20 protein-coding genes, 1 pseudogene and 1 riboswitch are annotated in these 25,416 nt (G+C 61.4%); of the genes and pseudogenes, 8 read left to right on the forward strand and 13 right to left on the reverse strand.

Annotated features, from left to right (window positions below; translation table 11 throughout):
* Positions 1-6 precede the first annotated feature (6 nt).
* Genes cobD through WI754_RS17350 form a run of 4 tightly spaced genes read right to left on the reverse strand, consistent with a single transcriptional unit; the run spans position 7 to position 3,663 of the window.
* Positions 7-1,011, reverse strand: coding sequence for a threonine-phosphate decarboxylase CobD (cobD, locus tag WI754_RS17335; protein ID WP_349434705.1), 1,005 nt, complete (start codon positions 1,009-1,011; stop codon positions 7-9).
* Complete coding sequence (locus WI754_RS17340) at positions 1,008-2,312, reverse strand: cobyrinate a,c-diamide synthase (RefSeq protein ID WP_349434706.1); 1,305 nt, start codon at positions 2,310-2,312, stop codon at positions 1,008-1,010. Before WI754_RS17340 ends, cobD begins: the two co-directional genes overlap by 4 nt.
* The gene (gene cobA, locus WI754_RS17345; protein WP_349434707.1) at positions 2,309-3,151 is read right to left on the reverse strand and encodes a uroporphyrinogen-III C-methyltransferase; all 843 of its coding nucleotides are present in this window, start codon (positions 3,149-3,151) and stop codon (positions 2,309-2,311) included. Before cobA ends, WI754_RS17340 begins: the two co-directional genes overlap by 4 nt.
* A complete protein-coding gene (locus WI754_RS17350) occupies positions 3,148-3,663 on the reverse strand; it encodes a cobalamin biosynthesis protein (protein ID WP_349434708.1) in 516 nt (171 codons plus the stop codon). Before WI754_RS17350 ends, cobA begins: the two co-directional genes overlap by 4 nt.
* 334 nt (positions 3,664-3,997) lie before the next feature.
* On the opposite strand from WI754_RS17350, the gene WI754_RS17355 reads away from it, so the two are divergent.
* Entirely contained in the window at positions 3,998-4,783 is a 786-nt protein-coding gene (locus WI754_RS17355; RefSeq protein ID WP_349434709.1) for a TSUP family transporter, read from the forward strand.
* Between the two features lie 12 nt (positions 4,784-4,795).
* Here WI754_RS17355 and cobO read toward each other — a convergent pair whose 3' ends face one another.
* From cobO to WI754_RS17380, 5 genes are all read right to left on the reverse strand, one after another.
* Positions 4,796-5,440 carry a cob(I)yrinic acid a,c-diamide adenosyltransferase gene (gene cobO, locus WI754_RS17360; protein ID WP_349434710.1) on the reverse strand — a complete coding sequence of 215 codons (645 nt, stop codon included), beginning with the start codon at positions 5,438-5,440 and terminating at the stop codon, positions 4,796-4,798.
* A 45-nt stretch (positions 5,441-5,485) separates the two neighbouring features.
* Complete coding sequence (gene cobN, locus WI754_RS17365) at positions 5,486-9,586, reverse strand: cobaltochelatase subunit CobN (RefSeq protein WP_349434711.1); 4,101 nt, start codon at positions 9,584-9,586, stop codon at positions 5,486-5,488.
* 276 nt (positions 9,587-9,862) lie between these two features.
* Positions 9,863-10,927 (reverse strand): cobalamin biosynthesis protein CobW, encoded by a 1,065-nt coding sequence (gene cobW / locus WI754_RS17370; protein WP_349434712.1) that lies wholly within the window; start codon positions 10,925-10,927, stop codon positions 9,863-9,865.
* Between the two features lie 3 nt (positions 10,928-10,930).
* Positions 10,931-11,455: a bifunctional adenosylcobinamide kinase/adenosylcobinamide-phosphate guanylyltransferase gene (gene cobU / locus WI754_RS17375; protein ID WP_349434713.1), complete on the reverse strand. Its 525-nt coding sequence runs from the start codon at positions 11,453-11,455 to the stop codon at positions 10,931-10,933.
* A 141-nt stretch (positions 11,456-11,596) separates the two neighbouring features.
* A riboswitch (cobalamin riboswitch) is annotated at positions 11,597-11,969 on the reverse strand.
* A gap of 48 nt (positions 11,970-12,017) precedes the next feature.
* A complete protein-coding gene (locus tag WI754_RS17380) occupies positions 12,018-13,472 on the reverse strand; it encodes a cobyric acid synthase (protein ID WP_349434714.1) in 1,455 nt (484 codons plus the stop codon).
* Positions 13,473-13,717: 245 nt separating this feature from the next.
* Here WI754_RS17380 and WI754_RS17385 point away from each other — a divergent pair, with 245 nt between their 5' ends.
* The 7 genes from WI754_RS17385 (at position 13,718) to WI754_RS17415 (ending at position 21,053) form a co-directional block, all read left to right on the forward strand.
* The gene (locus WI754_RS17385; protein ID WP_264261033.1) at positions 13,718-13,861 is read left to right on the forward strand and encodes a hypothetical protein; all 144 of its coding nucleotides are present in this window, start codon (positions 13,718-13,720) and stop codon (positions 13,859-13,861) included.
* Between the two features lie 759 nt (positions 13,862-14,620).
* A complete protein-coding gene (locus WI754_RS17390) occupies positions 14,621-15,619 on the forward strand; it encodes an ABC transporter substrate-binding protein (protein WP_349434715.1) in 999 nt (332 codons plus the stop codon).
* Between the two features lie 326 nt (positions 15,620-15,945).
* Positions 15,946-16,854, forward strand: coding sequence for a proline/glycine betaine ABC transporter permease (locus tag WI754_RS17395; RefSeq protein WP_349434716.1), 909 nt, complete (start codon positions 15,946-15,948; stop codon positions 16,852-16,854).
* Positions 16,847-17,899: a glycine betaine/L-proline ABC transporter ATP-binding protein gene (locus WI754_RS17400; RefSeq protein WP_349434717.1), complete on the forward strand. Its 1,053-nt coding sequence runs from the start codon at positions 16,847-16,849 to the stop codon at positions 17,897-17,899. The genes WI754_RS17395 and WI754_RS17400 overlap by 8 nt, the downstream gene beginning before the upstream one ends.
* A 93-nt stretch (positions 17,900-17,992) precedes the next feature.
* Positions 17,993-19,411, forward strand: coding sequence for an O-antigen ligase (locus WI754_RS17405; RefSeq protein WP_349434718.1), 1,419 nt, complete (start codon positions 17,993-17,995; stop codon positions 19,409-19,411).
* 76 nt (positions 19,412-19,487) lie between these two features.
* Positions 19,488-20,504, forward strand: coding sequence for a betaine--homocysteine S-methyltransferase (gene bmt, locus WI754_RS17410; RefSeq protein ID WP_349434719.1), 1,017 nt, complete (start codon positions 19,488-19,490; stop codon positions 20,502-20,504).
* Positions 20,505-20,708: 204 nt separating this feature from the next.
* The gene (locus WI754_RS17415) at positions 20,709-21,053 is read left to right on the forward strand and encodes a hypothetical protein (protein WP_349434720.1); all 345 of its coding nucleotides are present in this window, start codon (positions 20,709-20,711) and stop codon (positions 21,051-21,053) included.
* A gap of 7 nt (positions 21,054-21,060) precedes the next feature.
* Here the strand turns inward: WI754_RS17415 and WI754_RS17420 are convergent, their stop codons facing one another.
* The 4 genes and pseudogenes from WI754_RS17420 to WI754_RS17435 form a co-directional block, all read right to left on the reverse strand.
* On the reverse strand, positions 21,061-23,205 hold the full coding sequence (locus WI754_RS17420) for a VWA domain-containing protein (protein WP_349434721.1): 2,145 nt from the start codon (positions 23,203-23,205) through the stop codon (positions 21,061-21,063).
* A complete protein-coding gene (locus WI754_RS17425) occupies positions 23,202-23,723 on the reverse strand; it encodes an RNA polymerase sigma factor (RefSeq protein WP_349434722.1) in 522 nt (173 codons plus the stop codon). The genes WI754_RS17420 and WI754_RS17425 overlap by 4 nt, the downstream gene beginning before the upstream one ends.
* A gap of 78 nt (positions 23,724-23,801) precedes the next feature.
* The gene (locus tag WI754_RS17430) at positions 23,802-24,521 is read right to left on the reverse strand and encodes a phosphodiester glycosidase family protein (protein ID WP_349434723.1); all 720 of its coding nucleotides are present in this window, start codon (positions 24,519-24,521) and stop codon (positions 23,802-23,804) included.
* Between the two features lie 95 nt (positions 24,522-24,616).
* Positions 24,617-25,320 (reverse strand): annotated as a pseudogene (locus WI754_RS17435) (ferredoxin).
* Positions 25,321-25,416: the final 96 nt, after the last annotated feature.

Genomic DNA, 25,416 nt, shown 5'->3' on the forward strand with positions numbered 1-25,416 from the left:
GTCCGTTCAGGCGAGGTCCGCGCGGCGCAAGGCCTCCGCCAAACGTGTATCGCCTGCAATATCCGGTGCAAGCCCAATCCTCAGCCACGACGGCGCATAATCGAATTTTCTCGTCAGAATGTGAGCCCGGCACAGATGCGCGTGCAGACGCGCAGCCTGCTCAAGTTCCACCAGGGCGAAAAGCGGCGTGCCGCCGATGATCTTCAGCCCAATACTGCGCAAAACATCGTCAAGCGCTGACTTGCGCTCGGCGATGACGGATTGCACCGCATGCGGATCGCCGTTCATTGATGCCGCGGCAATCACCAGCGCCGGCCCTGATACCGACCATGGTCCGAGCCATTCGCGAAACGCCGACAGCACCGGCTCACCGGCGATGACGAAGCCGAGCCGCAGGCCGGCCAGCCCGAAAAATTTGCCGAAAGACCGGAAGACGATCAGGTTGTCGTGCTCGGCGACAAAAGGCGCGACACTCAGATCAGGCTGCGTGTCGCCGAAGGCTTCGTCGACGAGCAGCGTGCCGCCGGCGGCCTTCATCCGCCGCGCCATCGCAATGATATCGTCCGGCCAATACGCGCGTCCCGTCGGATTGTTGGGATTGACCAGGATCGCCAGCCCGTGCTCCGGCGTCAGTTGATCCGACGCGGATATCTCATCGACGGCAGAACGGGCAGCAAGAAAGACGCGGGCATATTCGCCGTAGGTCGGCGCGAAAATGGCGACGCGGCGGCCGGGCACGGCCAGACGCGACAGAAGCTGAATCACCGATTGCGTGCCGGGAACCGGAAGCGGCAGGATGGCGCCGCTGCGATAGTGGCGGGCGGCGGCGTTTCGCGCAGTATCGACCAGGTGACGATCCGGCAGCCGGTGCCACGCATTGACCGGAATATCCGGCAAGGAAACCGGATTGGGATTGATGCCGGTCGAAAGATCGAGCCAGTCCTTTGGCTCACCGCCGAACGCGCCTGCTGCTTCGGTCACCCCACCGCCGTGCAAGATCGGAGCGCTCATGAGACCTGCGCCATATCGATGATGTGCATGAAGGATCCAGCCACCTGGTCACGTCGCAAGCCGGCCGACCCAAGCTGAATGCCGGTCGCATCGCTCGTGTCGAACAAACGGTCGGCATCGCCTTCGGACAGGATCGACGCATAGTGAAATTCATGCGCCATCAGCGGACCGTCAAAGAAACTGGTGTCGAGCGGCCTCACTCGCCGGTAACCCAAATGCCGCTTGCGTTCGGTAAAGCTGGTGGAGAGCGGCAGGAAACCAAGCATGTCGTAGCGTACGCCATCCGCTGCCACAAGCCCGTCGCCAAGCACCATGTAGCCGCCGCACTCCCCGAATATTAAGGCGCCACGGTCGCGTGCCCGTGCCATGCCCGATTTGAATTGCGCGGCATTCGCCAATATCCCGGCGTGAAGCTCCGGATAGCCGCCCGGAAGATACACCGCATCGGCGTCGGCGGAGGGCGCCTCGTCCGCGAGCGGCGAAAAGAACGACAATTCGGCACCGGCCTTGCGCCAGCCGGACAAAAGATGCTCGTAACAGAACGCGAAAGCGATATCGCGGGCGATTGCGATTTTCTGACCAAGCGGTTTCAGCGGCAGGACATCCGTCTTCAAGCGATGCGGCAATCCGGATCCCGCGGCAGATAGAACGGCATCCAGATCGCAGCCCCGTTCGACAAATATCGCCGCCCGTTCGATGAATGCGTCCAGCTCGCCATGCTCTCCGGCCTGCACGAGGCCAAGATGACGCTCGGGCAGTTTCAGGGCATCGTTCTGCCGAAGCACGCCGAAAACCGGCATGCCGATCATCTCTAGCGCATCGCGCAGCATCCTTTCGTGGCGATCGCTGCCGACCTTGTTGAGGATGACTCCCGAAACATGAACGTCGTCGCGATGGCCAGCATAACCACGCACCAGAGCGGCAACCGAATGCGCCATGCGAGCGCAATCGACGACGAGGATGACGGGTAATTCGAGCAGGGCCGCGAGATCAGCCGGCGATCCGGTTCCATCGGCCGCCGCATCATAGAGGCCCATCATTGCCTCGATGATCAGCGCTTCGCCATTGACAGTCGCCATGTCCGCATTGGCACGAAGCAGATCCGGCCGCATGGCCCAGGGATCGTAGTTGAGGCAGGCTCTGCCGCTTGCTGCGGTGTGAAAAGCCGGATCGATATAATCCGGTCCCGCCTTGCCCGGCGCCGAAGCGATGCCCCGGTTACGCAGGGCGCGCATCAGTCCGAGCGTAACCGTCGTCTTTCCGGAACCGGAGGACGGTGCCGCAATCAAGAGGCCTGTCATGCCGGGTCCTTGAAGGCGCGGCTCGACAACGGATCAGCATTGAGAACACGACCTTCAAGGGCCCCCAGCCAATCGAGCGCGGAGCGCAGGCGCACGACTTCGCCGACGACGACGATGGCCGGCGGCTCGACCCCAGCGGCGGCGACATCCGCCTCGGCGTGCGCTAGCGTCGTTTCCAGCACGGTCTGCTCAGGCGTCGCAGCGTTGCAGACGAAGGCAACCGGCTCCTTCGGCGAGCGGCCGGCGGAGATCAGGTTGGCCGTGATCTGGCCGATATGCTTCATCGCCATGTACATGACGATGACCGGCGATCCCTTGGCAATGCCCTCCCAGTTGATGCGGTCGGGAACGACGCCGGATGAATCATGGCCGGTCAAGAAGGTCACGGCGTGATTGACCTCGCGGTGCGTGACCGGAATGCCGGCATAGGCAAGCCCGCCGATACCGGCCGTGATACCCGGTACGATGCGGAACGGGATGCCGTGTTCGACCAGCGTCAGAGCCTCCTCGCCGCCACGACCGAAGACGAAGGGATCGCCGCCCTTCAGCCGCAGAACCCGCTTGCCCTGGCGCGCCAGTTCGACCAGACGCAGGGAAATGTCCCGCTGCTTCGGCGACGGCTTGCCACCGCGCTTGCCCGCAAACTCCAGCACCGCGCCGGTCTTTGCCATCGCCAGGCAATCGGAATTGACCAGCGCATCGTGGACGATGACGTCAGCCTGGCGAAGAGCGTTGACCGCATGCAAAGTCAGAAGGCCGGGATCGCCCGGACCTGCGCCGACGAGCCAGACAGAGCCCGGCGCAAGCTCGGGCAGACCGGAAAACAGCGCTTCCGTCATGACGCCATCTCCGCTGCGGCACGCGTCGTCCACGCTGAATCAGAGTGTAACGATGCCGAACTGTTTTGTTCGCAATTCGCGACAACATCCTCAATCGATTCGATAAATACACCGCCGGCGATCGCTGCCGTTGCATGGGCGGACTTGATCTTCGGCACGATCAGAGCGCTCGACTGTCCGGCTGCAGCCAACGCCGCTGCTTCCGCTACGCCATGGCAACCGGTGAGCGCGAAGACGATTTCGGAGCGATTTTTCAGCCGCGCGGTTTCGGCTTCCAGCGTCTCGGCGTCGAAGACCCGGAACGGCACACAGAAATGCGCAGCGGCAGCGATCATCGCCGGTTCGGCCGCGCGGGCATCAAGCGACGCAACACAGGCGAGCGCGCGGCGATCAACCTTGGCGGCCGTCAACGCTTCTTCCGCCAGCCGGATCAGTTCGTCCGTGGGCGTACCACGCTCGCAGCCAAGGCCGAGAACGAAAGGCGTGGCCTGATTGCCGGTATTCACGTACATTCGAAAAAGAGGCCTCCCACGCCGCATGATCACGATGCGCGGGCCTCGACGCCGCAAAGCCTCGAAGCGGTCTGGACAGCACCGGATGAAGCCCCCTGGATGGGTCGGCCGCACCGGACGCTCTTTCAGCCCACCACGATGGGCACCGTCGCACGTCCTTCCTTTCTACCGAACAGCACCCGGTCGGTCAAACCGGATTGCGTCATTCGACCCGCAGGCAACGCCACGATGCGGAATGTTCAGCCTAGTTCGGGAGCAACAAGCAACCTGTCTTTGCTTTTCCGGGCAACCTCTGACAAACAGGGCTGAATTCCCTGCCTTTCGCGAGTCTCCGTTGCACGATCTTGCCCTCCAACTCCTCGCCTTGCTGTTTGCCGCTGCTTTCCTTGCCGGGTTCATCGACTCGATCGCCGGCGGCGGCGGCATGATCACCATCCCGGCAATGCTGCTCGCCGGCATTCCGCCGCTCGAAACGCTCGGAACCAACAAGCTGCAGTCGCTGTTCGGCTCGGGCTCGGCAAGCCTTGCCTATGCCCGGCATGGTCACGTGAGCCTTCGCGAACAGCTGCCGATGGCCGCAATGTCGGCACTGGGGGCGGCGCTCGGAGCCATCCTGGCGACGGTGGTGCCGGGCGATGTGCTGAAGGCCGTCCTACCCTTCCTCTTGGTGGCGATCGCGCTCTATTTCGCCGTCAAGCCGAGCCTCGGCGATGCAGACAAGGCACAGAGGATGACGCCCTTCCTGTTTTCGCTGACGCTGGTGCCGATGATCGGCTTCTACGACGGTGTTTTCGGTCCGGGCACCGGCTCGTTCTTCATGCTCGCCTTCATTGCCCTTGCCGGCTTTGGCGTCCTGAAGGCAACCGCCCACACGAAGTTCCTCAACTTCGGCTCCAATAGCGGCGCCTTCATCGTCTTTCTGCTCTACGGCGTGGTCCTCTGGAAAGTCGGCCTCTTGATGGGCGCCGGCCAGTTCGCCGGCGCGCAGGTCGGTTCGCGTTTCGCCATGAAGAACGGCGCGAAGATCATCAAGCCGCTCCTGGTTGTCACCTGCATCGCTCTGGCGATCAGGCTTCTGGCCGATCCAGCCCATCCGGTCCGGATCTGGCTTGGTTGGTAGCCGCAGAGGCGGTCAGTATTCGACCCCGACCTGAGCCTTGATGCCGGAGCGGAAGGGGTGCTTGATCAGTTCCATTTCGGTGACGAGATCGGCCGCCTCGATCAGCTCTTCCTTGGCATTGCGGCCGGTTAGAACGACATGGGTCATGTGCGGCTTTTCTTCCTTCAGAAATCGTACGACTTCCGCGACATCGATGTAGTCATAGCGAAGGGCGATATTGATCTCGTCGAGCAGGACCATGGAATTGCGCTCGTCGCGGATCAGTTCCTTGGCCTTCTCCCAGGCCTTCTCAGCCATGGCAACGTCGCGGGCGCGGTCCTGAGTTTCCCAGGTAAAGCCCTCGCCAAGGGTATAGAACTGGCAGAGATCACCAAAGTGCTTTTCGATCAGATTGCGCTCGCCCGTCTCCCAGGCGCCCTTGATGAATTGGACGACCGCAGACGGCATGCCATGGGCGATGTGGCGGAAAATCATGCCGAAGCCGGCCGTCGATTTGCCCTTGCCCTTGCCGGTATTGACGATGATCAGGCCCTTCTGATCGGTCTTGGTCGCCATGATCTTTTCGCGCGCGGTCTTCTTCTTCACCATTTTCATGGCATGGCGCGCCTCGTCATTGACGGAACCCGTCTCGGTCGCTGGCAGATCGTCTTCACTCATGATGTGTCCTCTCAGAATTTGATTGTTTTGGGCTCGCGTATCGGCCTACTCCGCAGCCGCTGAGCGACCCTGCAGTTCGAAACGCGCCGAATTGGAACGCGGCGACCACAGGCCGCGGTCGATCGCCTCCAGCAGTTTGTCGGTCATCTCGCGCAACGCCGCCGGGTTCTTGTCTTCCATGAACTCGCGGACGCGTTCATCCATGACATAAGCCTGGTAGACCGCCTCGAAATGGTGGCTGCGCACGGCCCCGGTCGTTGCCGCGAAGGCGAACATGTAGTCGACTGTCGCAGCAATCTCGAAAGCACCCTTGTAGCCGTGACGCATGACCCCCTCGATCCATTTCGGATTGACGACGCGGCCACGCACCACCCTGCCGATCTCTTCCTCCAGCGAGCGGATCACCGGCTTTTCCGGGCGGGAATGATCGTTGTGGTAGATCGACGGACGCGTGCCCGACATCTGCTCCACCGCAAGGCTCATGCCGCCTTCGAACTGGTAATAGTCGTCGCTGTCGAGCAGGTCATGCTCGCGATTGTCCTGGTTCTGCACCACGGCCTCGACCGTCTTGAGCCGTGCCTCCAGAAGCCCGCGTTCCGCCTTGCCGTCCTCGCCGGCACCATAGGCATAGCTTCCCCAGGTGAGATAGGCGTCGGCCAAATCGGCGCGGTTTTCCCAGCCCTTTTCATCCATCAAGGCCTGCAGCCCTGCGCCATAGGCACCGGGCTTGGCGCCGAACACGCGGTAGGAAGCGCGCCGCGCGGCCTCTTTCGGCGTAACGCCGGCCGCTTCAAGACGCCCGGTTTCCGCCCGCATCCGTGCCGCGATCATATTGTCGGCATCGTCTTCCTCAAGCGCGCCGATGGCCCGGATCGCGTTGTCGAACAGGGCGATCTGATCGGGGAACGCATCGCGGAAGAAGCCGGAGATACGCAGGGTCACGTCGACGCGCGGACGCCCCAGCACCGCAAGCGGCACGATCTCATAGCCCGTCACTCGTCGGGACATCATGTCCCAGGTCGGCTTTGCGCCGATCAGGGCCAAGCCTTGCGCGATATCGTCGCCGCCGGTGCGCATGTTCGACGTGCCCCAGGCCGTCAGCCCGAAGGAGGTCGGCCACTCGCCGTGGTCCTGCAGGTAGCGGCGAATCAGCAATTCGGCCGATTTCTTGCCGAGCTCGAAGGCCGCCGGCGTCGGCACGGCGCGGCAGTCGACCGAATAGAAATTGCGCCCCGTCGGCAATACATCCGGACGCCCGCGTGTCGGCGCGCCGGACGGGCCTGGCGACACGAAGCGGCCGTCGAGGCCGGTCATCAGCGCTGCAATTTCGGCAGGACCGGATTGGGCGATCGAGGGTTTTAGGCGGGTTTCGACCTCGCGAAGGACCGCTTGGGTTGCGGCCCAGCCTTCGGGACAAGCCATCTCACCGGAGACGAATTTCGCGGCCAGAACCTCGATACGCTCGACAGCATCGCCCGCAGTGCGCCAGGGCACTTCGGTGAGATCAATCAAGATGGCGGGCTTGGGGCCGTGCCACGGGTCGGAAAGCACGCAATCGAGCGGGTCGAATGCCTGCCCCACGTTGATCTCCCCCCTTGAGGGCGAGATGTCGGCCCGGCCGACAGAGGGGGGTAACGCTCGCTCGGAATGGGCGGAAAGCTCACCCCCCTCTGTCCTGTCGGACATCTCCCCCTCAAGGGGGGAGATCGGTGCGGCGCGTCCCAGTTGCGCATCCTTCGCTATCGCCCGTTGCAGGCTCTGATCGCCGCCCTCGCCCTGCCCACGCGGCACCCTCGCAAGAGCCACAGTCAGATCGGTCAGCAGCCGCCCTTCCGGCGCAACGCCAAAGATATGCAACCCGTCGCGGATCTGCAGTTCCTTAAGATCGCAGAGATAGGCGTCGAGCTTTTCAAGGGCCTTGTCCTCGGCGTCAGTCCGGTCAATGCCGGCGTCGTGGTCAAGGCCGATATCGCGGACGAGATCGAGTATCTGCTTGCTCAGCAATCTGAGACGCCGCGGATCGCCGCCAGCTGCGTCGTAATATTCGTCGACCAGCGCCTCGAGATCCTTGAGCGGCCCATAGGATTCGGCGCGGGTGAGCGGCGGCGTCAGGTGGTCGATGATCACGGCGCTGGTGCGGCGCTTCGCCTGCGTACCCTCGCCCGGATCATTGACGATGAACGGATAGAGATGCGGCATCGGCCCGAAGACGGCCTCGGGATAGCATGTCTCGGACAGCGCCAGCGCCTTGCCGGGCAGCCATTCGAGATTGCCGTGCTTGCCCATATGGATTACTGCGTGGGCGCCGTATTCCAGCCGCAGGAAAGCATAGAAGGCGAGATAGCCGTGCGGCGGCACGAGGTCCTGCGAATGGTAGGTTTCCTTCGGATCGATATTGTAGCCGCGCGCCGGCTGGATGCCGACCAGGGTCTCGCCGAACCGGGCGAGCGGCAGGGCGAACCGGCCACCGCGGAAGAACGGATCGGCCTCGGGCCTGCCCCATCGATCGACAACCTGATTCTGAATCTGAACCGGAAGAGACGCGAAGAAGGCATTGTATTGACTCAGGGAAAGCATTTCGCGGATTTCGCAATCCGAGCGCAGCGAGTTGGTCGGGCCTTCCATCAGATGCCGGATTAGCGCATCTCCGTCCTTGGGGATACCGTCGATCTCGTAGCCACCGGCGGCCATGGCCTTCATCACTTCGATCGTCCCGGCCGGCGTATCCAATCCAACACCGTTGCCGAGCCGCCCGTCACGGTTCGGGTAGTTCGACATGATGATCGCCACGCGCCGCTCATCTGGTGTCGCGCCGCGTAGCTGCGCCCAGTTGGCGGCCAGTTTCGCGGCAAAGGCTACGCGGTCTTCGAGAGGCTCGTGACCAACGATATTGGCCTCCACATCCGGATCGTAGACGGCGGCGGCCTTGAACGAGACCGCGCGCGACAGGATGCGGCCGTCGACCTCGGGCAGCGCCACGTTCATCGCCAGATCGCGCGCCATGAGGCCCTGCGGCGAGGCTTCCCACGCTTTCCGGGTAGAGCCCGAGAAGATCACCTGCAACACCGGCGCATCGGTGAACTCCAGCACCGTCGGCTGGCGATCCGCGCCCGGCGCCGACACAGCGAAACCGGTGGCATTCATGACCACGTCCGGCGGCGCCTCGCCAAAGATCGCCTCCAGCGTGCCGATCGACACGGCGTCCTTGAGGCTCGAAACAAAGACCGGAAGGACGGTCATTCCCTCGGCGACGAGCGCCTCGATCAGGGCTTCGACTGGCCTGGTTTCGCCGCTTTGGACGAGGGCGCGGTAGAAGCAGAGGGCGGCGATTGGCGGACGGTTCAGCTCCGCATGCGTGGGGGCTTTACCCCCCTCTGCCTTGTCGGGCATCTCCCCCTTAAGGGGGGAGATCGCTGGCGGACGCTCTGGCTGTTCCAAGTCGCTCGCGGCAAGTTCGAAGTCCGCGTTGACCTGGAGAGATTGCTGCAGGTCAATCTCTCCCCTTGAGGGGGAGACTTCAGCAAAGCTGACAGAGGGGGGTAGCTGTCCGGCCTCACGAAAACCCGCCGCTCTCTTCCACACCTCGACCCCAACAACGCCCTCGCCCGGCCACCAGATACCGGCCTTGAGCAACGGTGCGGCAGGCTCCGGCTTTTCCGAACCGTCGATCAGCGCATCGGCATAGGCGAGCAGCCGCACCATATTGTCGGCGCCGCCCTCGGTGAAATAGGCCCACATCCGGTTGCGGTCCTCGGCGGAAACCGTCGAAAACGGCTCGAGGCCCGGATCCGGCTTGTCATAACCAGGCAGGACGGCGATCTGGAATTTCTGCGTGACGGCAGCGGCATGCAACGCCTCCAGCACATACTGGAAATAGCTGGCGCCGCCGAGTGGACGAACGATGATCAGCTTGGCATGCCGCGCCGTACGCTCGACATAGGTATCGACCGACATCGGATGTTTCAGCGTCAGCAGGCTTGCGACCCGCAGGCTGGATTTGCCTTGACGCATGCGGTGCGCGGCGGCGATCGCCGAAAGCTCAGTATCGGCGGCGGACAGGAACAGGATATCGGCGGGCGACTGACCGAGGTCGATCGCTTCCTCGCCATCTGCGATCGTGCCTTTCTGGGCTAGGAGGAGATGCATGACATTCTCCCAGCGAATGAGGTGAAAGTCCCCTCCCCAACCCCTCCCCACAAGGGGGCGGGGCTTATCTGCCGCGCCTCCGAACGAGGCAACTGCCTACGACCTACAGGCAGACCTCCGTTTGAGGAGGCCGGATCGATCGATGCCAAAGCACGCGATGGACTCTTCTCCGTCAACTTTGAGAATCGCTGGTGGATCTGCAAACTCAGTCCAAGCCCCTCCCCCTTGTGGGGAGGGGTTGGGGAGGGGAATGCTGCTCGCCCGGTCAAAACGACCTCAAACCGCAGCAACGATGGCGGCGCGCACGGCGGCCTCATCCATGTCGTGCAGGCCAATGACGACGAGGCGGGTGCCGCGGGTCTCTCCCAGCGCCCAGGCGCGGTCGAAATACTGGTCGATGCGGGCGCCGACGGCCTGGATCAACAGGCGCATCGGCTTGCCGGGAACGTCGGCGAAACCCTTGAGGCGCAGCACGTCGTGTTCGGCGATGATCGTCTTCAGCTTTTCGACAAAGCCTGCCGGGTTGGCGATCGCGCCAAGTTCGACGACGAAGCTGTCGAATTCGTCGTGATCGTGCTCCTCGCCGTTTTCATGCTCCATTTCATGATGGGACTTGCGGTTGGCGATGTCGCTTTCGGTGCCGACGCCGAGGCCGAGAAGCACGGCGGCGGAAACCTCGCCGTTCTTCGCCTCGATCATCGACGGCTTGCGGCTGGTGCGGGCTGCAACCTCCTTGCGAACGAAGGCGAGACCGGTCGCATCGAGCAGATCGGTCTTGTTGAGAACGATCAGGTCGGCTGCGGTGAGCTGGTCCTCGAACAGTTCCTCGATCGGGCTCTCGTGATCGAGATTGTCGTCCTCGACGCGCAGGGCATCGACCTTGTCGTGATCGTCGGCAAAGCGGCCGGCAGCAACGGCGGCGCTGTCGACGACGGTGATGACGCCATCGACGGTGACTTCGCTGCGGATATCCGGCCAGTTGAAGGCGGCGATCAGCGGCTGCGGCAGCGCAAGACCGGACGTCTCGATGACGATGTGGTCCGGGCGGTTCTCGCGCTCGAGCAGCTTCGTCATCGTCGGAATGAAATCATCAGCGACGGTGCAGCAGATGCAGCCGTTGGTGAGTTCGATGATGTCGTCTTCGCTGCAGGCCTCGGCGCCGCAACCCTTTAGCACGTCGCCGTCAACGCCGAGATCGCCGAACTCGTTGATGATCAGCGCGATGCGCCGGCCGTCGGCATTCTCGAGGATGTTGCGGATCATCGTCGTCTTGCCGGCGCCGAGGAAGCCGGTGATGACGGTTGCCGGGATCTTGCCGTGGGCGGCTTTTGCGAGTGTCATGGATCAACCCTTCATTTTCAGCGGCAATCCGGCCGCGATAAAATAGACTTCCGCGGATTTCTCCGCAACGATCTGGTGCAGCCGGCCGGCATGATCGCGGAAATCGCGCGCCATGCGGTTTTCCGGCACGATGCCGAGCCCGACCTCGTTCGAAACGAACACCAGCCGTGCCTGCGCCTGCGGCAACCATGCGGCCAGGTTCTGAAATTCTGCCGCAACGTCGCGATTCTCCATCATCAGATTGGTGACCCAGAGGGTCAGGCAATCGATCAGCATGATACGGTCGGGCGCGTCGATCGCTTTCAGGCAGGCGGTAAGTTCAAGCGGTTCCTCATGCGTCTGCCAACTAGGTCCCCGCCGTTCGCGATGCTCGGCAATCCTTGCCTGCATCTCCCCGTCCCAGGCCCTTCCGGTCGCGACGTAGTGCATGCCGAGACCCGACGCGATGACGAGTTTTTCAGCGAACGTCGATTTGCCGGAACGAGCGCCGCCAAGAACCAACACGGGTCCCGTTTTCGTCGATGTCATGGAACGATCCCAGCCTTATTGTTCGCCGGGGAATACGCAGGCGCTGAGGCAAGAAACGCAAGAATGGCCGCTGCGAGAGCGGGATGAAAAAGCCATGACAACCTCCGTGCTGGCATCGGGAGTGTCTCTCCCTGGATCGGGCACGATGCCCTTGAGGATGGCAGGTCTCCTGGCTCACGGCGTCACGAACCTCGTCAAAGGCCCGAACGGGTCCGCCTCGCCTTCCCGGAGTTTTTCGACATCACGAAGAGGTGGACGATTCGTAGAAATAGAGGCGTCCCGCCCCGGCTGATCGTGATGCCACTCCAGTGGCTTTTCCGGTTGGACCGGCCATTCCGCGGCCGCACCACGCAGCCTGTCCGGAACACCGGTTTTCCCGGATGGCGAACCCTGACCGTTCTACAGTCGCGGGGTCGGCTGCGATAAGAATGCCCGGCTTGGGTCCATCCCTTCACATTCCCATTTACTCCTGAACCGAAACGCCGGTCCGGGAACCATCCAATGGCTGATGATTAGGCGCTCGGTTGAACCCTGTCAATTGAAAGACCGGCTGTGCGAGGCTTCACGGCATCAATGTATCGAGCCACCGCGCGTCGAGGACCGTTTCGAGTTCTGCCGCGATATCATCAAGCGCCCGATCGACGGATTGACGGTAGTTTTCGCCGCCACCTTCGATGCCGAAACTGTTGAGAAGCGCGGCCCGATAGGCGTCGCTGGCAAACAGGCCATGCAGGTAGGTACCGCTAACCCTGCCATCGGTCGAGACGGCACCATCGGCGCGGTGGTCGATGATCACCGCAGGACGAGCACAGTCCGATCCGGTCGTCCGACCCAAGTGGATTTCGTAACCGTCCAGCGCCACATCATAGACGGCCGAACGGGCCATGCTGTTGCGCACCGTCTTTTCCGGCGCCATTTCGGTTTCGACGGACAGTAGGCCCAGCCCCTCGATCTCGCGCACATTTCCCTCAATGCCGTGCGGGTCGGTAACGCGGCTTCCGAGCATCTGGTAGCCGCCGCAGATGCCGATGACGTGACCGCCGCGCCGCACATGCGCCTGAAGATCGCGGTCCCATCCTTGAGCGCGAAAATCGGCGAGATCGGCGATTGTCGCCTTCGAGCCCGGAATGACCACCAGGCCGGCGTCGACCGGGATCGGTTCTCCGGCGCGGACGAAGACGAGATCGATCTCCGGTTCGGCGGCCAGCGGGTCAAGATCGTCAAAATTGGCGATACGCGACAGGACGGGAACAGCGACCTTCAATGCCTTGCCGCCGCCCCGCGCCAGTTTTTCCAAGACGACCGAGTCCTCGGCCGGCAGGCGCCCGGCGCTTTTCAACCAGGGCACGACACCGAAACAGGGCCAGCCGGTAAAGCGCTGAACAGCCGCGACGCCGTCATCGAAAAGCGAAACGTCGCCTCGGAACTTGTTGATGATATAGCCACTGATCATCCGCCGGTCTTCATCGGACAGGATCGTATGGGTGCCGACCAGCGATGCGATCACACCACCACGGTCGATATCACCGACAAGCACCACTGGAACGTTCGCGCGGGTGGCAAAACCCATATTGGCGATGTCGCCGGCGCGAAGATTGATCTCGGCGGGCGACCCCGCGCCTTCAACGACAACAAGATCACGCCCGGCGCCGACCGTTTCGAGGCTCTCCATGACGGCGGCCATCAGCTTCGGTTTCAAGGCCTGATAGTCCCGTCCTTTCGCCTGGCCTGCCACCTTGCCCTGCACGATGATCTGGCTGCCCGTTTCCGACTGGGGCTTAAGAAGGACCGGGTTCATGTGAACCGAAGACGGTATGCGCGCCGCCATCGACTGCAGCCATTGGGCCCGGCCGATCTCGCCGCCGTCGTCCGAGACGGCGGCGTTGTTGGACATGTTCTGCGGCTTGAACGGGGCAACCTTTACCCCGCGATTGGCCATGAGGCGGCACAGGCCCGCAACGAGTACCGTTTTTCCGACATCGGAGCCGGTTCCCTGAAGCATGATCGTCTTTGTCATGACGTCTCGTCTAGCATTGCCGCCGTCACAAGAAAAGCCATGTTTTGCCGTATTTTGCCGCCTTTTCTGCCGGTCGTTCACGCGACATTTCAGGCTGCTGCAAGGCTTGTCCGACTTTGCCGTGGCACTATCCGGAAAACGACATTTCACGGCGAAAACAATTGTTGCGTTGCGCAAGAACAGGCGTATATCAGCGTCGATCAAATCACGGGGCGCAAGCGCTCTACACCCAAGGTCACTCCCAGATGTTGTTCATCTTCAGCAAGCCCAATTTCGTGCAGATCGCCTGGAACTCCAAGGCGCCGGAAAACCAGTCGCGCGTCCGCAACACCGTGATGCCGGCACCCTTCGGCCCCCTCGGTTTCATCCGCACGCGCAGCGTCGGCTGATCCATTCCTCCCGGCCGACCACTTAAACCGCGCCTCACCACGGCGCGGTTTTTCTTTTGCCGGAATGCACGCTCGAAATCTTCCTGGCCCAAAACGCGAAAACCGCACCCGCTCCCTTCGGAACTGTGCGGCCTGCCAAGATACGCATGGCTTCTGCGGCATACACCCGCAGAACGCTCCGGCCCGGGACGCAATACCTGATCCGGGCGGGCGGCAAGTCTCCCCAACCGCGGAAAGACAATTAGCCTGACAGTGTTACCGGATGGTTAGTAAGAGCTTAACCAAAGGTGAATTTCGTTTTTTTGAGATTTTTTTCGCCACCCGGAAAAATCCTTCCGAAGGCGCATACGGAACACAATTTGTCTGCGATAAAACACGCCATAAAGCCGCTTTATGAAGCAGTGCTAATTTCACGCCAATGAACCGGCCATTTGCACAAAAATCTTGCCCATTCGGTTAAAATTCAACAGCTTGCACGTGCATTCCCGCACTTAAAAAACCTTACCGGGCGATCGCGGAGGTTGATTTCTCCAGAGGAATACTTACGCTGCCCGCAACGGTAAAAAGAGAGAGATGGCTGAGACAGGGTTTCGCGGTCAGACAAGAAAACTCGAACACCGTTGCAGCGGGGATGAAAGACTGGCCTTTGCCTCAAAATGCCCCGGCCTGCTTCAACCTGAACGATTGGGCGCCCAGGACTGCAGTATTCTGGTCCGCCCCAAAGATTTTTGGCTGCATTAAGACTGGGAGGTCTTAAACATGAAGAAGCTCCTCGCTTCCACCATTCTCGCCGCCGGCCTTTACGCTATGGCCGGATCAGCGCAGGCCGCAGAGTGCGGCGAAGTCAGCATCGCAGAAATGAACTGGGCATCGGCCGGCGTTGCCGCGCATGTCGACAAGTTCATCCTTGAAAATGGCTATGGCTGCACGGTAACGCTCGTTACCGGCGACACTATGCCGACATTCACATCCATGAACGAGAAGGCCCAGCCCGACATGGCGCCCGAATTGTGGGTCAATGCCGTGCGCACGCCTCTCGACGCCGCCATCAAGGAAGGCCGCCTGATCGAAGCCGCACCGCTGCTCAGCGAAGGTGGCGTCGAAGGCTGGTGGATTCCGAAGTTCATCGCCGACGCAAATCCCGACATCAAGACCGTCCAGGACGCGCTGAAGCATCCTGAACTGTTCCCGGCGCCTGAGGATCCGTCCAAGGCTGCGATCTACAACTGCCCGTCGGGCTGGAACTGCCAGGTGTCCTCCGCCAACCTCTACAAGGCGCTCGGCGCTGAAAAGCTCGGCTTCGAGTTGATCGACACCGGTTCGGCTGCCGGTCTCGACGGCTCGATCTCCAACGCCTTTGAAAAGAAGTCCGGCTGGCTCGGCTATTACTGGGCTCCGACCGCCATTCTCGGCAAGTATGAGATGACCCGCCTCAGCTTCGGCGTGGAAAACGACAAGGCGGAGTGGGATGCCTGCACGGCGGTCCCGGATTGCCCGAATCCGAAGGTCAACTCCTATCCGACCTCGGACGTCTACACTGTCGTGACCAAGGCATTCTCCGAGAAGGCCGGTGTTGCTATGGACTACGTCAAGGTCCGCAAATGGGACAACGGCACCGTCAACAAGGTTCTCGCTTGGATGGATTCCAACCAGGGCACGAACGAAGACGCAGCAAAGCACTTCCTGGAAAACTATCCGGACATGTGGAGCAAGTGGGTCGCGCCTGACGTCGCAGAGAAGGTCAAGGCCGCCCTCTAAGCACGAATTCCGATGGGCAGCGGAGCCTCGATCTTCGCTGTCTCACCCTTACGACGTACCTGAAAGATCCGGCAACGCAGCGGAGCGGCAACCGGAGGAAGATTATGGGGCTAGTACCCGGCGGCGTGAAGATGCCGCCGGTGTTTCACCAAATGTGGATGTGAAAACGAAGATCGTCGCAAACGGCATAGCCGCCTGCGGCGAAACTTGTCACATTCTCGAAATGCCGGGGTCCGGAGAGACCACCCAAGTCTGCGCACCAGCCTGAAACAGGCTCATTGAAGCAGCCGGCCATAAATAAAACTTCCGGTTTAAAGGGGAACGACATGGCAATATGCAGTTACTTGCCAGATCTGCTTTGTAAATTTCCGGCGATCGACGAAACGACAATCCGCATGGCCCGCAAGAGCGTGGACGAAGGCTTCAAAGGTCTTGTCCGCAGCTACGTGAATGCCATCGATGCGCTCGTCCAGCCGCTCCAATGGTTCTTGAACTACCTCGAAAAACTATTCGTCGGTTCGCCCTGGATCGTCATTCTCGCCGCGATGGTCGCGATCGTCTATTACGGCAGCCGCGACATGCGCATCACGATCGGCACCATCGTCTCGATGTTCGCGATCGGTCTTGTCGGCCTGTGGAACGACACGATGGTGACGCTGGCCATGGTCACGGTCTGTACGCTGATTGCCATCCTGGTCGGCCTTCCGATCGGCATTGTCATGGCCCGCTCCGAGCGCGCGCAGTCGATCATCAATCCGATCCTCGACGTCATGCAAACGATGCCAAGCTTCGTCTACCTGATCCCCGTCGTGATGATCTTCGGCATCGGCAAGGTTCCCGGCCTGATCGCCGTTGTCATCTATGCCGTTCCGCCAATGATCCGCCTGACCAACCTCGGGATCCGGCTGGTCGACAAGGAAGTGCTGGAAGCCGCAGACGCCTTCGGCTCATCGCCCTGGCAGCGGCTGAAAAACGTCCAGATGCCGCTCGCCCTGCCGACCATCATGGCCGGCATCAACCAGACCATCATGATGTCGCTGGCCATGGTCGTGGTCGCATCGATGGTCGGCGTCGGTGGTCTCGGCCGCAACGTGCTGCAGGCGATCAACAACCAGTTCTTCACCGTCGGCTTCTTCAATGGTTTCGCGCTCGTCGCGATTGCCATCATTTTTGACCGGACCAGCCAAGCCTATGGCAAGCGGCTGCAGAAGCACTCGGAGGTGATCCATGGCTAGTCATGCAATCGAGGTCAAGAACCTCTACAAGATCTTCGGGCCTCGCGGCCGCGACTTCATCGATCAGGTCAAGGCCGGCCTCGGCAAGGGCGAGCTGAACGAAAAATACGGCCATGTGCTCGGACTTCAGGACATCAACATCTCCATGCCTGCCGGCGGCGTGATGGTTGTCATGGGCCTGTCGGGCTCGGGCAAGTCAACCCTGATCCGGCATATCAATCGGCTGATCGATCCGACGGCGGGCGAAGTGCTCTATGATGGCGTCGACGTCTGCAAGATGAACGAAAACGACCTTCGCGAATTCCGTCGCCACAAGACGGCGATGGTGTTCCAGAAGTTCGCGCTTCTGCCGCACCGGACGATCATCGAAAACACCATCTATGGTCTCGAAATCCAGGGCGTGCCGGATGCGGAAAGCCGCAAGCGGGCGCAGGGCTGGATTGAACGGGTCGGCCTAAAGGGGTTCGAGAACCACTATCCCAACCAGCTCTCGGGCGGCATGCAGCAGCGCGTCGGCCTTGCCCGCGCGCTGACCAACGATGCCGATATTCTGTTGATGGACGAAGCCTATTCGGCACTCGACCCGCTGATCCGCGTCGACATGCAGACAGTCCTGCTCGACCTGCAGAAGGAACTGAAGAAGACCGTGGTGTTCATCACCCACGATCTGGATGAAGCGCTCAGGCTTGGCGACAAGATCGCCATCCTGCGCGACGGCAAGGTGATCCAGCAGGGCACGGGCCAGGATATCGTCCTGAAGCCAGCCGACGAATACATCACCGCCTTCGTCAAGGAAGTGAACCGCGGCCGCGTGATCAACGTCGAAACGATCATGAAGCCGCTGTCCACCAATCCGGAGGGTGTCCCCGTCGTCGTCGGTACCGTGCTCGAAAGCGCGGCCCGGATGATGACCACCGCCAACCAGAACGTCGCGCACGTCGTCGATGCCAATGGCAAAGCAGTGGGATCGATCGATCTCGGCACGATCATTTCCGCGATGGTCACGCCCATCAGCCACGACACGGTGGCTCAGGCCGCGGAGTGATCGCGAATTTCTATAAAGCCGCCAAAGCGCCCGGAAACGGGCGCTTTTTTTCGTTGAGCCCGGCCGTTCACCTCGGCTTAACCATAAGCCGTCATGGTAACGGAAACGCCTCATCCGTCGGGGCAGTTGCGCCACAGCGCCTTCCTCAATCCGGCCGGTCAGATGCAGGATCACGCTTCGACAGCTTCGCGGGATTTTCACCGCCTTGCCGTCCCTCCCCTGGGGAGCGCGGGCTTTTTCACGGCCCGGATCACGCGCAAAGTGGCCGCCTTCCTGTCCGGCGCCGGCCTGTTGCTGATCGCCTTCACGCTCGCTCCGTTCCAGGGCACCTACGACCCCGACCCCACTGCGATCAAGGACGGCAATATCGTCAATCAGCTCGGGTACCTTGGCCTCGGTGGCATATACCTTTTCGCGATGCTCTTGATCGTCGACACCCGCGTATTGAAGCGGATCGTATCGCCGAGTTGGGTCATCGTCTTCGCCGTCGCCTTCATTTCGTGCCTGCAATCCTACGATGCGATGGCATCAGCCCGCGGCCTGATGTTGAGCCTGGTGGCGATGATCCTGGTTGCCGGCGTGCTGGTCCTGCCGCGCAACGAGAGGGATTTCGTCAATGCCGGCGCAAACGCCATCCTCTTTCTGATCCTCGTCGACTATGCAGCACTCGTCGTCGCCCCCGACATTGCCATCCATACTGCCGCCGGATCCGAACCCTGGCATGCCGGCTTCTGGAAAGGCCACCTGATCCACAAGAACGTCACGGCACCGGTGTTTTCCGTGCTGTGCATGTTCGGCATCTACTGCCTGCGGGCGGGCGCCACAGTGCGGGGCCTGCTGATTGCCGTTCTCGCCGCCAATTTCGTTCTTCACACCGGCTCGAAGACGACGATCGGCTTCCTGCCGCTGGCAATCGTGCTGGTGCTCGGCGGCCGTGCGGTCGGCAAGCCGGGCCTGATGGTCTTTGCCCACTTCCTCTTCGCGATCCTGATCTTCTGCCTGACGCTCGGCACCATCTATTCGGACCTGTTCCTCTCGATCACCACTGGCCTGCTCGACGATCCGACCTTCACCGGGCGCGACGATATCTGGAAGTTTGCAAGCGCAAGCATCCCCGATCATCTGTGGGTCGGCCATGGTTACGCAAGTTTCTGGCTGTCGCCGATCATCCGCGGCCTCGAAGCAAATTTCGAGGCGAACTGGGACGTGCGCGGCATTGTCTCGGGCCATAACAGCTATCTCGATGCCGTCCTCACCTTCGGCCTGCCGGGCGGGCTGTTGATCATCGTCCTGCTTTTCGCCAAGCCGTTCTACGACTATATGCGCGCCACCCGGCAGCCCGCGAGCCGCCATTTCGCGGACTTCTGCATCATGGTCATCATTTTCATGACCTATAACAGCATGATGGAAAGCTTCCTCCTCAACCGCGCCGATCCGATGTGGCTCCTGACTGCATTGGCCGTTTTCGGGTTGGGAATTGCGGCGCGAATGGGCGTGCGGATGCCGCGCTGATCAAAGTCGAGACCATTGCAATCACATAAAGATATCTTTATATGCTTGTGACACTCGATTGAATCAGGAATCCGCCATGACAGCGCACGCCAATCCACTTTCCGACCTGCTCAACGCCAAGGGCGTGCTTCTTGCCGATGGCGCAACGGGCACGTCGCTGTTTGCGATGGGCCTCGAAGCTGGCGAAGCACCAGAGCTCTGGAATGAGGCGAAGCCGGAAAACATCACCAAGCTGCACCAGGATTTCGTCGACGCCGGTGCGGATATCATCCTGACCAACTCGTTCGGCGGCACGCGCCACCGGCTCAAGCTGCACCAGGCACAGGACCGTGTCCATGACCTCAACAAGCGGGCTGCGGAAATCGCCCGCGCCGTTGCCGACAAGGCGCCGCGCAAGGTGATCACCGCCGGCTCCGTCGGCCCGACCGGCGAATTGCTCGTCCCGCTCGGCGCCATGACCTATGAGGATGCCGTTACGGCCTTCGTCGAGCAGATCGAAGGCCTGAAGGACGGCGGCGCGGAAGTCGCCTGGATCGAGACGATGTCCTCACCCGAGGAAATTCGCGCCGCGGCAGAAGCTGCCGTCAAGGTAGGGCTTCCCTATGTCTACACTGGATCGTTCGACACGGCAGGCAAGACGATGATGGGCCTGCATCCGAAGGACATTCACGCCGTAGCCGGGGATATCGGCGACGGCCCTGTCGCCACCGGTGCCAATTGCGGCGTCGGCGCCTCGGACATCCTCTCTTCGCTGCTGGACATGACGGAAGCCAACCCGGCAGCGGCGATCATCGTCAAGGGCAATTGCGGCATCCCGGAATTCCGCGGCTCGGAAATCTACTATTCCGGCACTCCGCCGCTGATGGCCGACTATGCGCGCCTTGCCCGCGATGCCGGCGCCAAGATCATCGGCGGCTGCTGCGGCACCTCCTGCGAACATCTGGCGGCGATGCGCGTCGCGCTCGACACCTATGTGCCGAGCGAGCGGCCGACGGTCGAAACCATCGTCGAACGCATCGGCCCGCTGCGCAACAAGACCGCCAATGAAGGCCCGTCGGCACCGGCGCGTGAGCGAGGCCGCCGTCGGGCCTGAACGCCCAAAACGGAATGCGACGGAAGGGCTTGGGGATCGGACGGTCCTCGAGCCCTTCTGCATATCGGCCGGCTTTCTGCCGGCATGCCCAAGCATAATGACAACAGTTGCATCCCGTGATCCGGCGAATCCAGTTTTGCCCCAGCCTGATCCGCTAGACGCTGATGCTGTTTACAAGACGAATATTACGAGAGACGACTGACGATGCAGGCAGCAGCGACTTTTCCGGACCGCGATTCCGTTGCAGAAAAACTCGCAGCACTTGGCGCGAACGACCAATCCTACCTGAAACTGTTGATGGAAAATGCCGCGCAGGATGAAAATCTGGTCGAGGGCCTGCACCGGCATCTGAGCCTTGCCGCGGAAGCACGCCTGTTGAATTCGCTCAAGCTCGAGAAACTGGGTGAGTGGCTGGGCTCGAACGCCCCTGCCCGGCTGCAGATTCGTTTGATGGAAACGGCGCGCTCCAGTCAGCACGCCGCCTACCAGGCGTTCAGGACCGGACTGGTCAGATCGGGCGGCCTGGAGAGGGCCTACCCGAAAGCCTGACGACGGCTCACTCGCTGCCGAGACTTTTTGCCAGCCGAACCATATTCAGGAACTCGGCACGATAACCATAGGGATCGTCACCCTTGGCGCCCGCAGCCAGATCGAGGATCGAACCGTAGGGATAGGTTGATACGGCGTCCGTTCCGCGCAGCTTCTGCCCGAAGGCTGCAACCGCGATGGAAAAGCGGACATCCTGCCCGGCCTGCTGCAGCGACGGCACAGCGTTTTCCTCCGTCACAGGGGTGGTAATCAGGCTGCTGGTGTCGCCGTCCGGCTTCTTATAGCGGATTTTCAGGAAGGCCAGTTCGCCCGACTTCTCCGCCGGTTCGGCCTGTTGCGTGGCAGGAGCCGCGCCATAGCGCAAATCGTCGTTGAGGACTGCGGGACTTCCCTTCGGCGTGATCTCGTAGATCGCGGTGACGCGGTGGCCGGAGCCGATATCGCCGGCGTCGACCCTGTCATTGTTGAAGTCCTCGCGCTTCAGAGCGCGCGTCTCGTAGCCGATCAGCCGGTATTCGGCGATCTCACGCGGATTGAACTCGACCTGGAACTTGACGTCCTTGGCGATCGGGAAGAGCGACGAGCCCGCTTCCTCCACCAATGACTTCTGCGCTTCGGCCAGCGTATCGATATAGCTCGCCGTGCCATTACCGTTCTGCGCCAGCGTCTGCATCAACGCATCGTTGTAATTGCCGCGGCCAAAGCCGAGGACCGAGAGGAAGATGCCGCTCTTGCGCTTCTCTTCGATCGTCGCTTTCAGTTCCGCGTCGCTGGAAGGGCCGACATTGAAGTCGCCGTCGGTCGCCAGCATGATCCGATTGACGCCGCCCTTGACAAAGGCCCGCTCCGCCAGATCGTAGGCCGCCTCCAGCCCCTGCGCACCGGCCGTCGAACCGCCCGGCTGAAGCGTGTCGATCGCCGCAAGGATTTTTGCCTTGTCCTTGATGGCGGTCGGCTCGAGCACCGTGCCGGCATTGCCGGCATAGGTGACGATCGCAACCGTATCCTCCGGCTTCAGCTTGTCGATCAGAAGGCGGAAGGCACTTTTCAGGAGCGGCAGCTTGTCGGGTTCGTCCATGGAGCCGGAAACATCGATCAGGAACACGAGGTTGGCGCGCGGCGCCGTTTCCGGAGCGACATCATAACCCTTGATCCCCACATGCATCAGCCGCGTATTGGCATTCCACGGCGTCGGCAGAACGGTGACGGTCGCCTTGAACGGCTCGGCTTCGGCTTTCGGGCCAGGCCAATCATAAGGGAAATAGTTGATCATCTCCTCGACGCGCACGCTGTCAGGGTCCGGCATCTCTCCGGCCATCAGCGCCTTACGCACGAAGGAATAGGAAGCGGTATCGACATCGGCCGAGAAGGTCGATACCGGATCGGTGGCGACGCTCTTGACGGGGTTGGTTTCGTCCGAAGTAAAGCGATCGCGATTTTCTTCCGGTCGTAACAGGGTATCGACAGGCGACGGCGCCAGGGCCTCCTGTTCGAGGATCGGTGTCGCCGCCATGCCTTGCCTTCCTCGGCTCGGAGATGCCTGTTTCGAGGCAGCATCGGCGGACATTGCCTCGGCCAGCGGCTCGGCAGCAGTCACCGGCGGCATCTGGATGTGGCGGGCAGCACCTCCACTCGCATCGGACTTGTTGAGGAGTCCTGCGACCGCGTCGGCAGAAAACTCCGACGCGCGTTGCGCGGAGGTTGCCTGTTGCTGCGATGCAGGTTTCGAATTGGCTCTCCGGGCAGCTTCCTCTCGAACGTCTTGAACTTCGTCTGCGTCGGTCAGCCCACCGGGTGCCGCAACGTCGCCTTTCTCCTGCTTTTTTTGTTCGGTCAACGCTATCTCGGGCCCCTTCGTATCGATGGGCAAGCCATTGCGCGTTAGTTCCAGCGTGAGAAAAGCAGCGGCAGGCACGACGAGCAGCGTGGCAAGTGCCGAGCCTGCGAGAAATTTCCTGTTCATGATGGGGCTCCATAGCCTGTTGAATATGGAGCTTTGACGCCGATGCCCGGCGGTTCCTTGGGCGGCGGCCGAATTATTTTCCGCCTCGTCAAACGCCTGCATAGCAGCCGACAGCGCACGGGCCCGCGCTTCGGAAGAAGACGCCGGCGGGGTCATGTGGCCAAGATTCTTCAGTTCATCGTTCATCATACCGTCTCCCTGCCAAGCAGGATCTTCAGGCGTTTGCGGGCTTCGTGCACATGCCAGGATACCGTCGCCTCCGAGCATCCCATGACGTCGGCCGCTGCGGAATGGCTGAGACCTTCGCCATAGACGAGGAGGACGGCATCACCCTGTTTGTCCGGCAATTGCCTCACAGCCTCCCAGAGCGCCTCGGCCTGATCGTGGTTGTCATTGGCCGCAGTGCTGGTCGGATCGGCGAGAAAACTCGCCGCATTGCGCCGCTCCCGCATCTGGCTACGCTGATGGTCGCGCGCCGCATTCAGCGTCAGCGCATAGAGCCAGGTGCGAAACCGGCTCGCCCCACGGAAGGTCCGGATCGTATTCGCGAGCTTCACGCAAACCGTCTGGGTGATATCCTCGGCATCGCTGACATTGCCGGACCAGCGCCAGGCAACAGAATGCACAAAATCATAGTGTCTTTCGACGAGCAGGCCGAAAGCATTCCGGTCGCCTCCCTGCGCCTTTTCGATCAGCTCTTCGTCCAAGTCATCAGCCCGGATTTGTTGCAACTGGTATTGGGACGTTCCACGAGGCCCGATCCTTGGGGCGATACAAAAATTATTTCATGCGCCCGGAATTTTCTTCGTCACGGCGATGACCGGCCCGATCGGATGGGCATTGTCGTAGCGGCTCATGCTGGGCGCGAACAAGCTGGAGATCGATCCATCGAGAAAAAGCGCGTTGGCGCAATCCAGCTGATCGCGAAACAGCGTCGCGAAATCATGGAAACGCACGGGTTCCAGAGAAATGGCGAAAACAGCCTTTCCGTCGCGCGCGACACCGACGCCGTTGCGGATCTGCAGGCTGTCGCTTTGCGGCAAGAAGGCCGGGTGCAGCGCGCCCTCAATGACGAGCATCGGCCCGGACTGCGTGGCAAAGTCCGGCTTGATTCCCGCCGCGGCATAGGCCTCGGTTTCCATCACCCCTGCCCGGCCACCCTGCAAGAAGAACACGCCGTTTGGTTTCAGATAAAAATTGCCCCAGCTTTTTCCGCGATCGATCGCCTTGCGCTCGACGCCGTCGGTGACCAGCAATCCGACAGAGCTCAGGTCTGCCTCGTACATGCCGCCGTTCATCGCAAATTCGAGATACTCGCCCTCCTGTCGCAGATCGCGGGAGAGGTTTTCGAAACCGCCATAGGGCAGACCGTCGCGGCCACGATGGAAAATGCGGATTTCGCTCGCTGCAGGGTCGAAGCTGCACACCGCATACGGCTGCGTCAAATGCATCACCTTACGGCAGGCAGCAGCAGCGTCGTCAGCGGAAGAAGCAAAAGCAGTCATGGCCAACCCGATACTCCAATAGCGGAACATCCAAATCCCTTTTCATGCAGCATCCGAGTCTGCCCGGCGACAAAAGCAAAATGACGGTCGAAATGCTACACACTGAGGGCAGCCATATGAAACCGCAGCTGTTCCGGCTGATAGCGGTATTGCACCCCGACTGGACAGGCATTGCGGGCGAGACATCCGCTCACCATGCAGCCAGCCTTGCCTTCCGCCATTTTCAGATGTGCGCGACAAGGCGCAATCTGAAAACCCAAGGCCAAGACAGCATCCACCGGACAACTTGAAAGGCAAGGCTTGTCGGGACAGTGGTCGCAGGGATGAACATGGACGGTCGGTGGTAATGCAGGGAGAAATTGGCCGAAACCGAGGGCACCACGGTAACCGTGCCACAGGCCATATTCCGGATGAATGAGAATGCCGAGCGGCGACGGCCGCAGACCCTCGGCGCGCATCGCCCATTGCTGGAAGGGCTGCCACGGCGGATCGGACGGAAAATAGGCGGTTGCACAAAAGTCTCGCGCGACCGGCTCGATCACAGCTTTCGACCAGCTATCCAGCGGGTCCTGCGCGTCCTTGTTCGCCGGCACCGCGCGCCAGCGTTCGAACGCCGGCCAGATGGAACTACCGGTATTCCCGAGCAGACGACACTTGCAGCCGCCGCCCCCTCTTTCAGGACCGGTGCCCTATCTCCATCGGCAAAATTGACGACGCCGCGCAAAAAAACTCCGTGCGGTTCAAGGACCGCACGGAGTTTCGTCAAAACATCATCCGATGATGTCAGCGGGCCGCTCATTTCGGTTTCGGCCCCTGTCGGTCGTAGTGCGGACGCCAGACCTCTTTCTGGATGAGGTCGGCCACCTGTGCCGCGCCGCCTTGCTCCCTGGCGTTC

It is taken from the genome of Pararhizobium sp. A13 (assembly GCF_040126305.1).
GTDB lineage: Bacteria > Pseudomonadota > Alphaproteobacteria > Rhizobiales > Rhizobiaceae > Pararhizobium.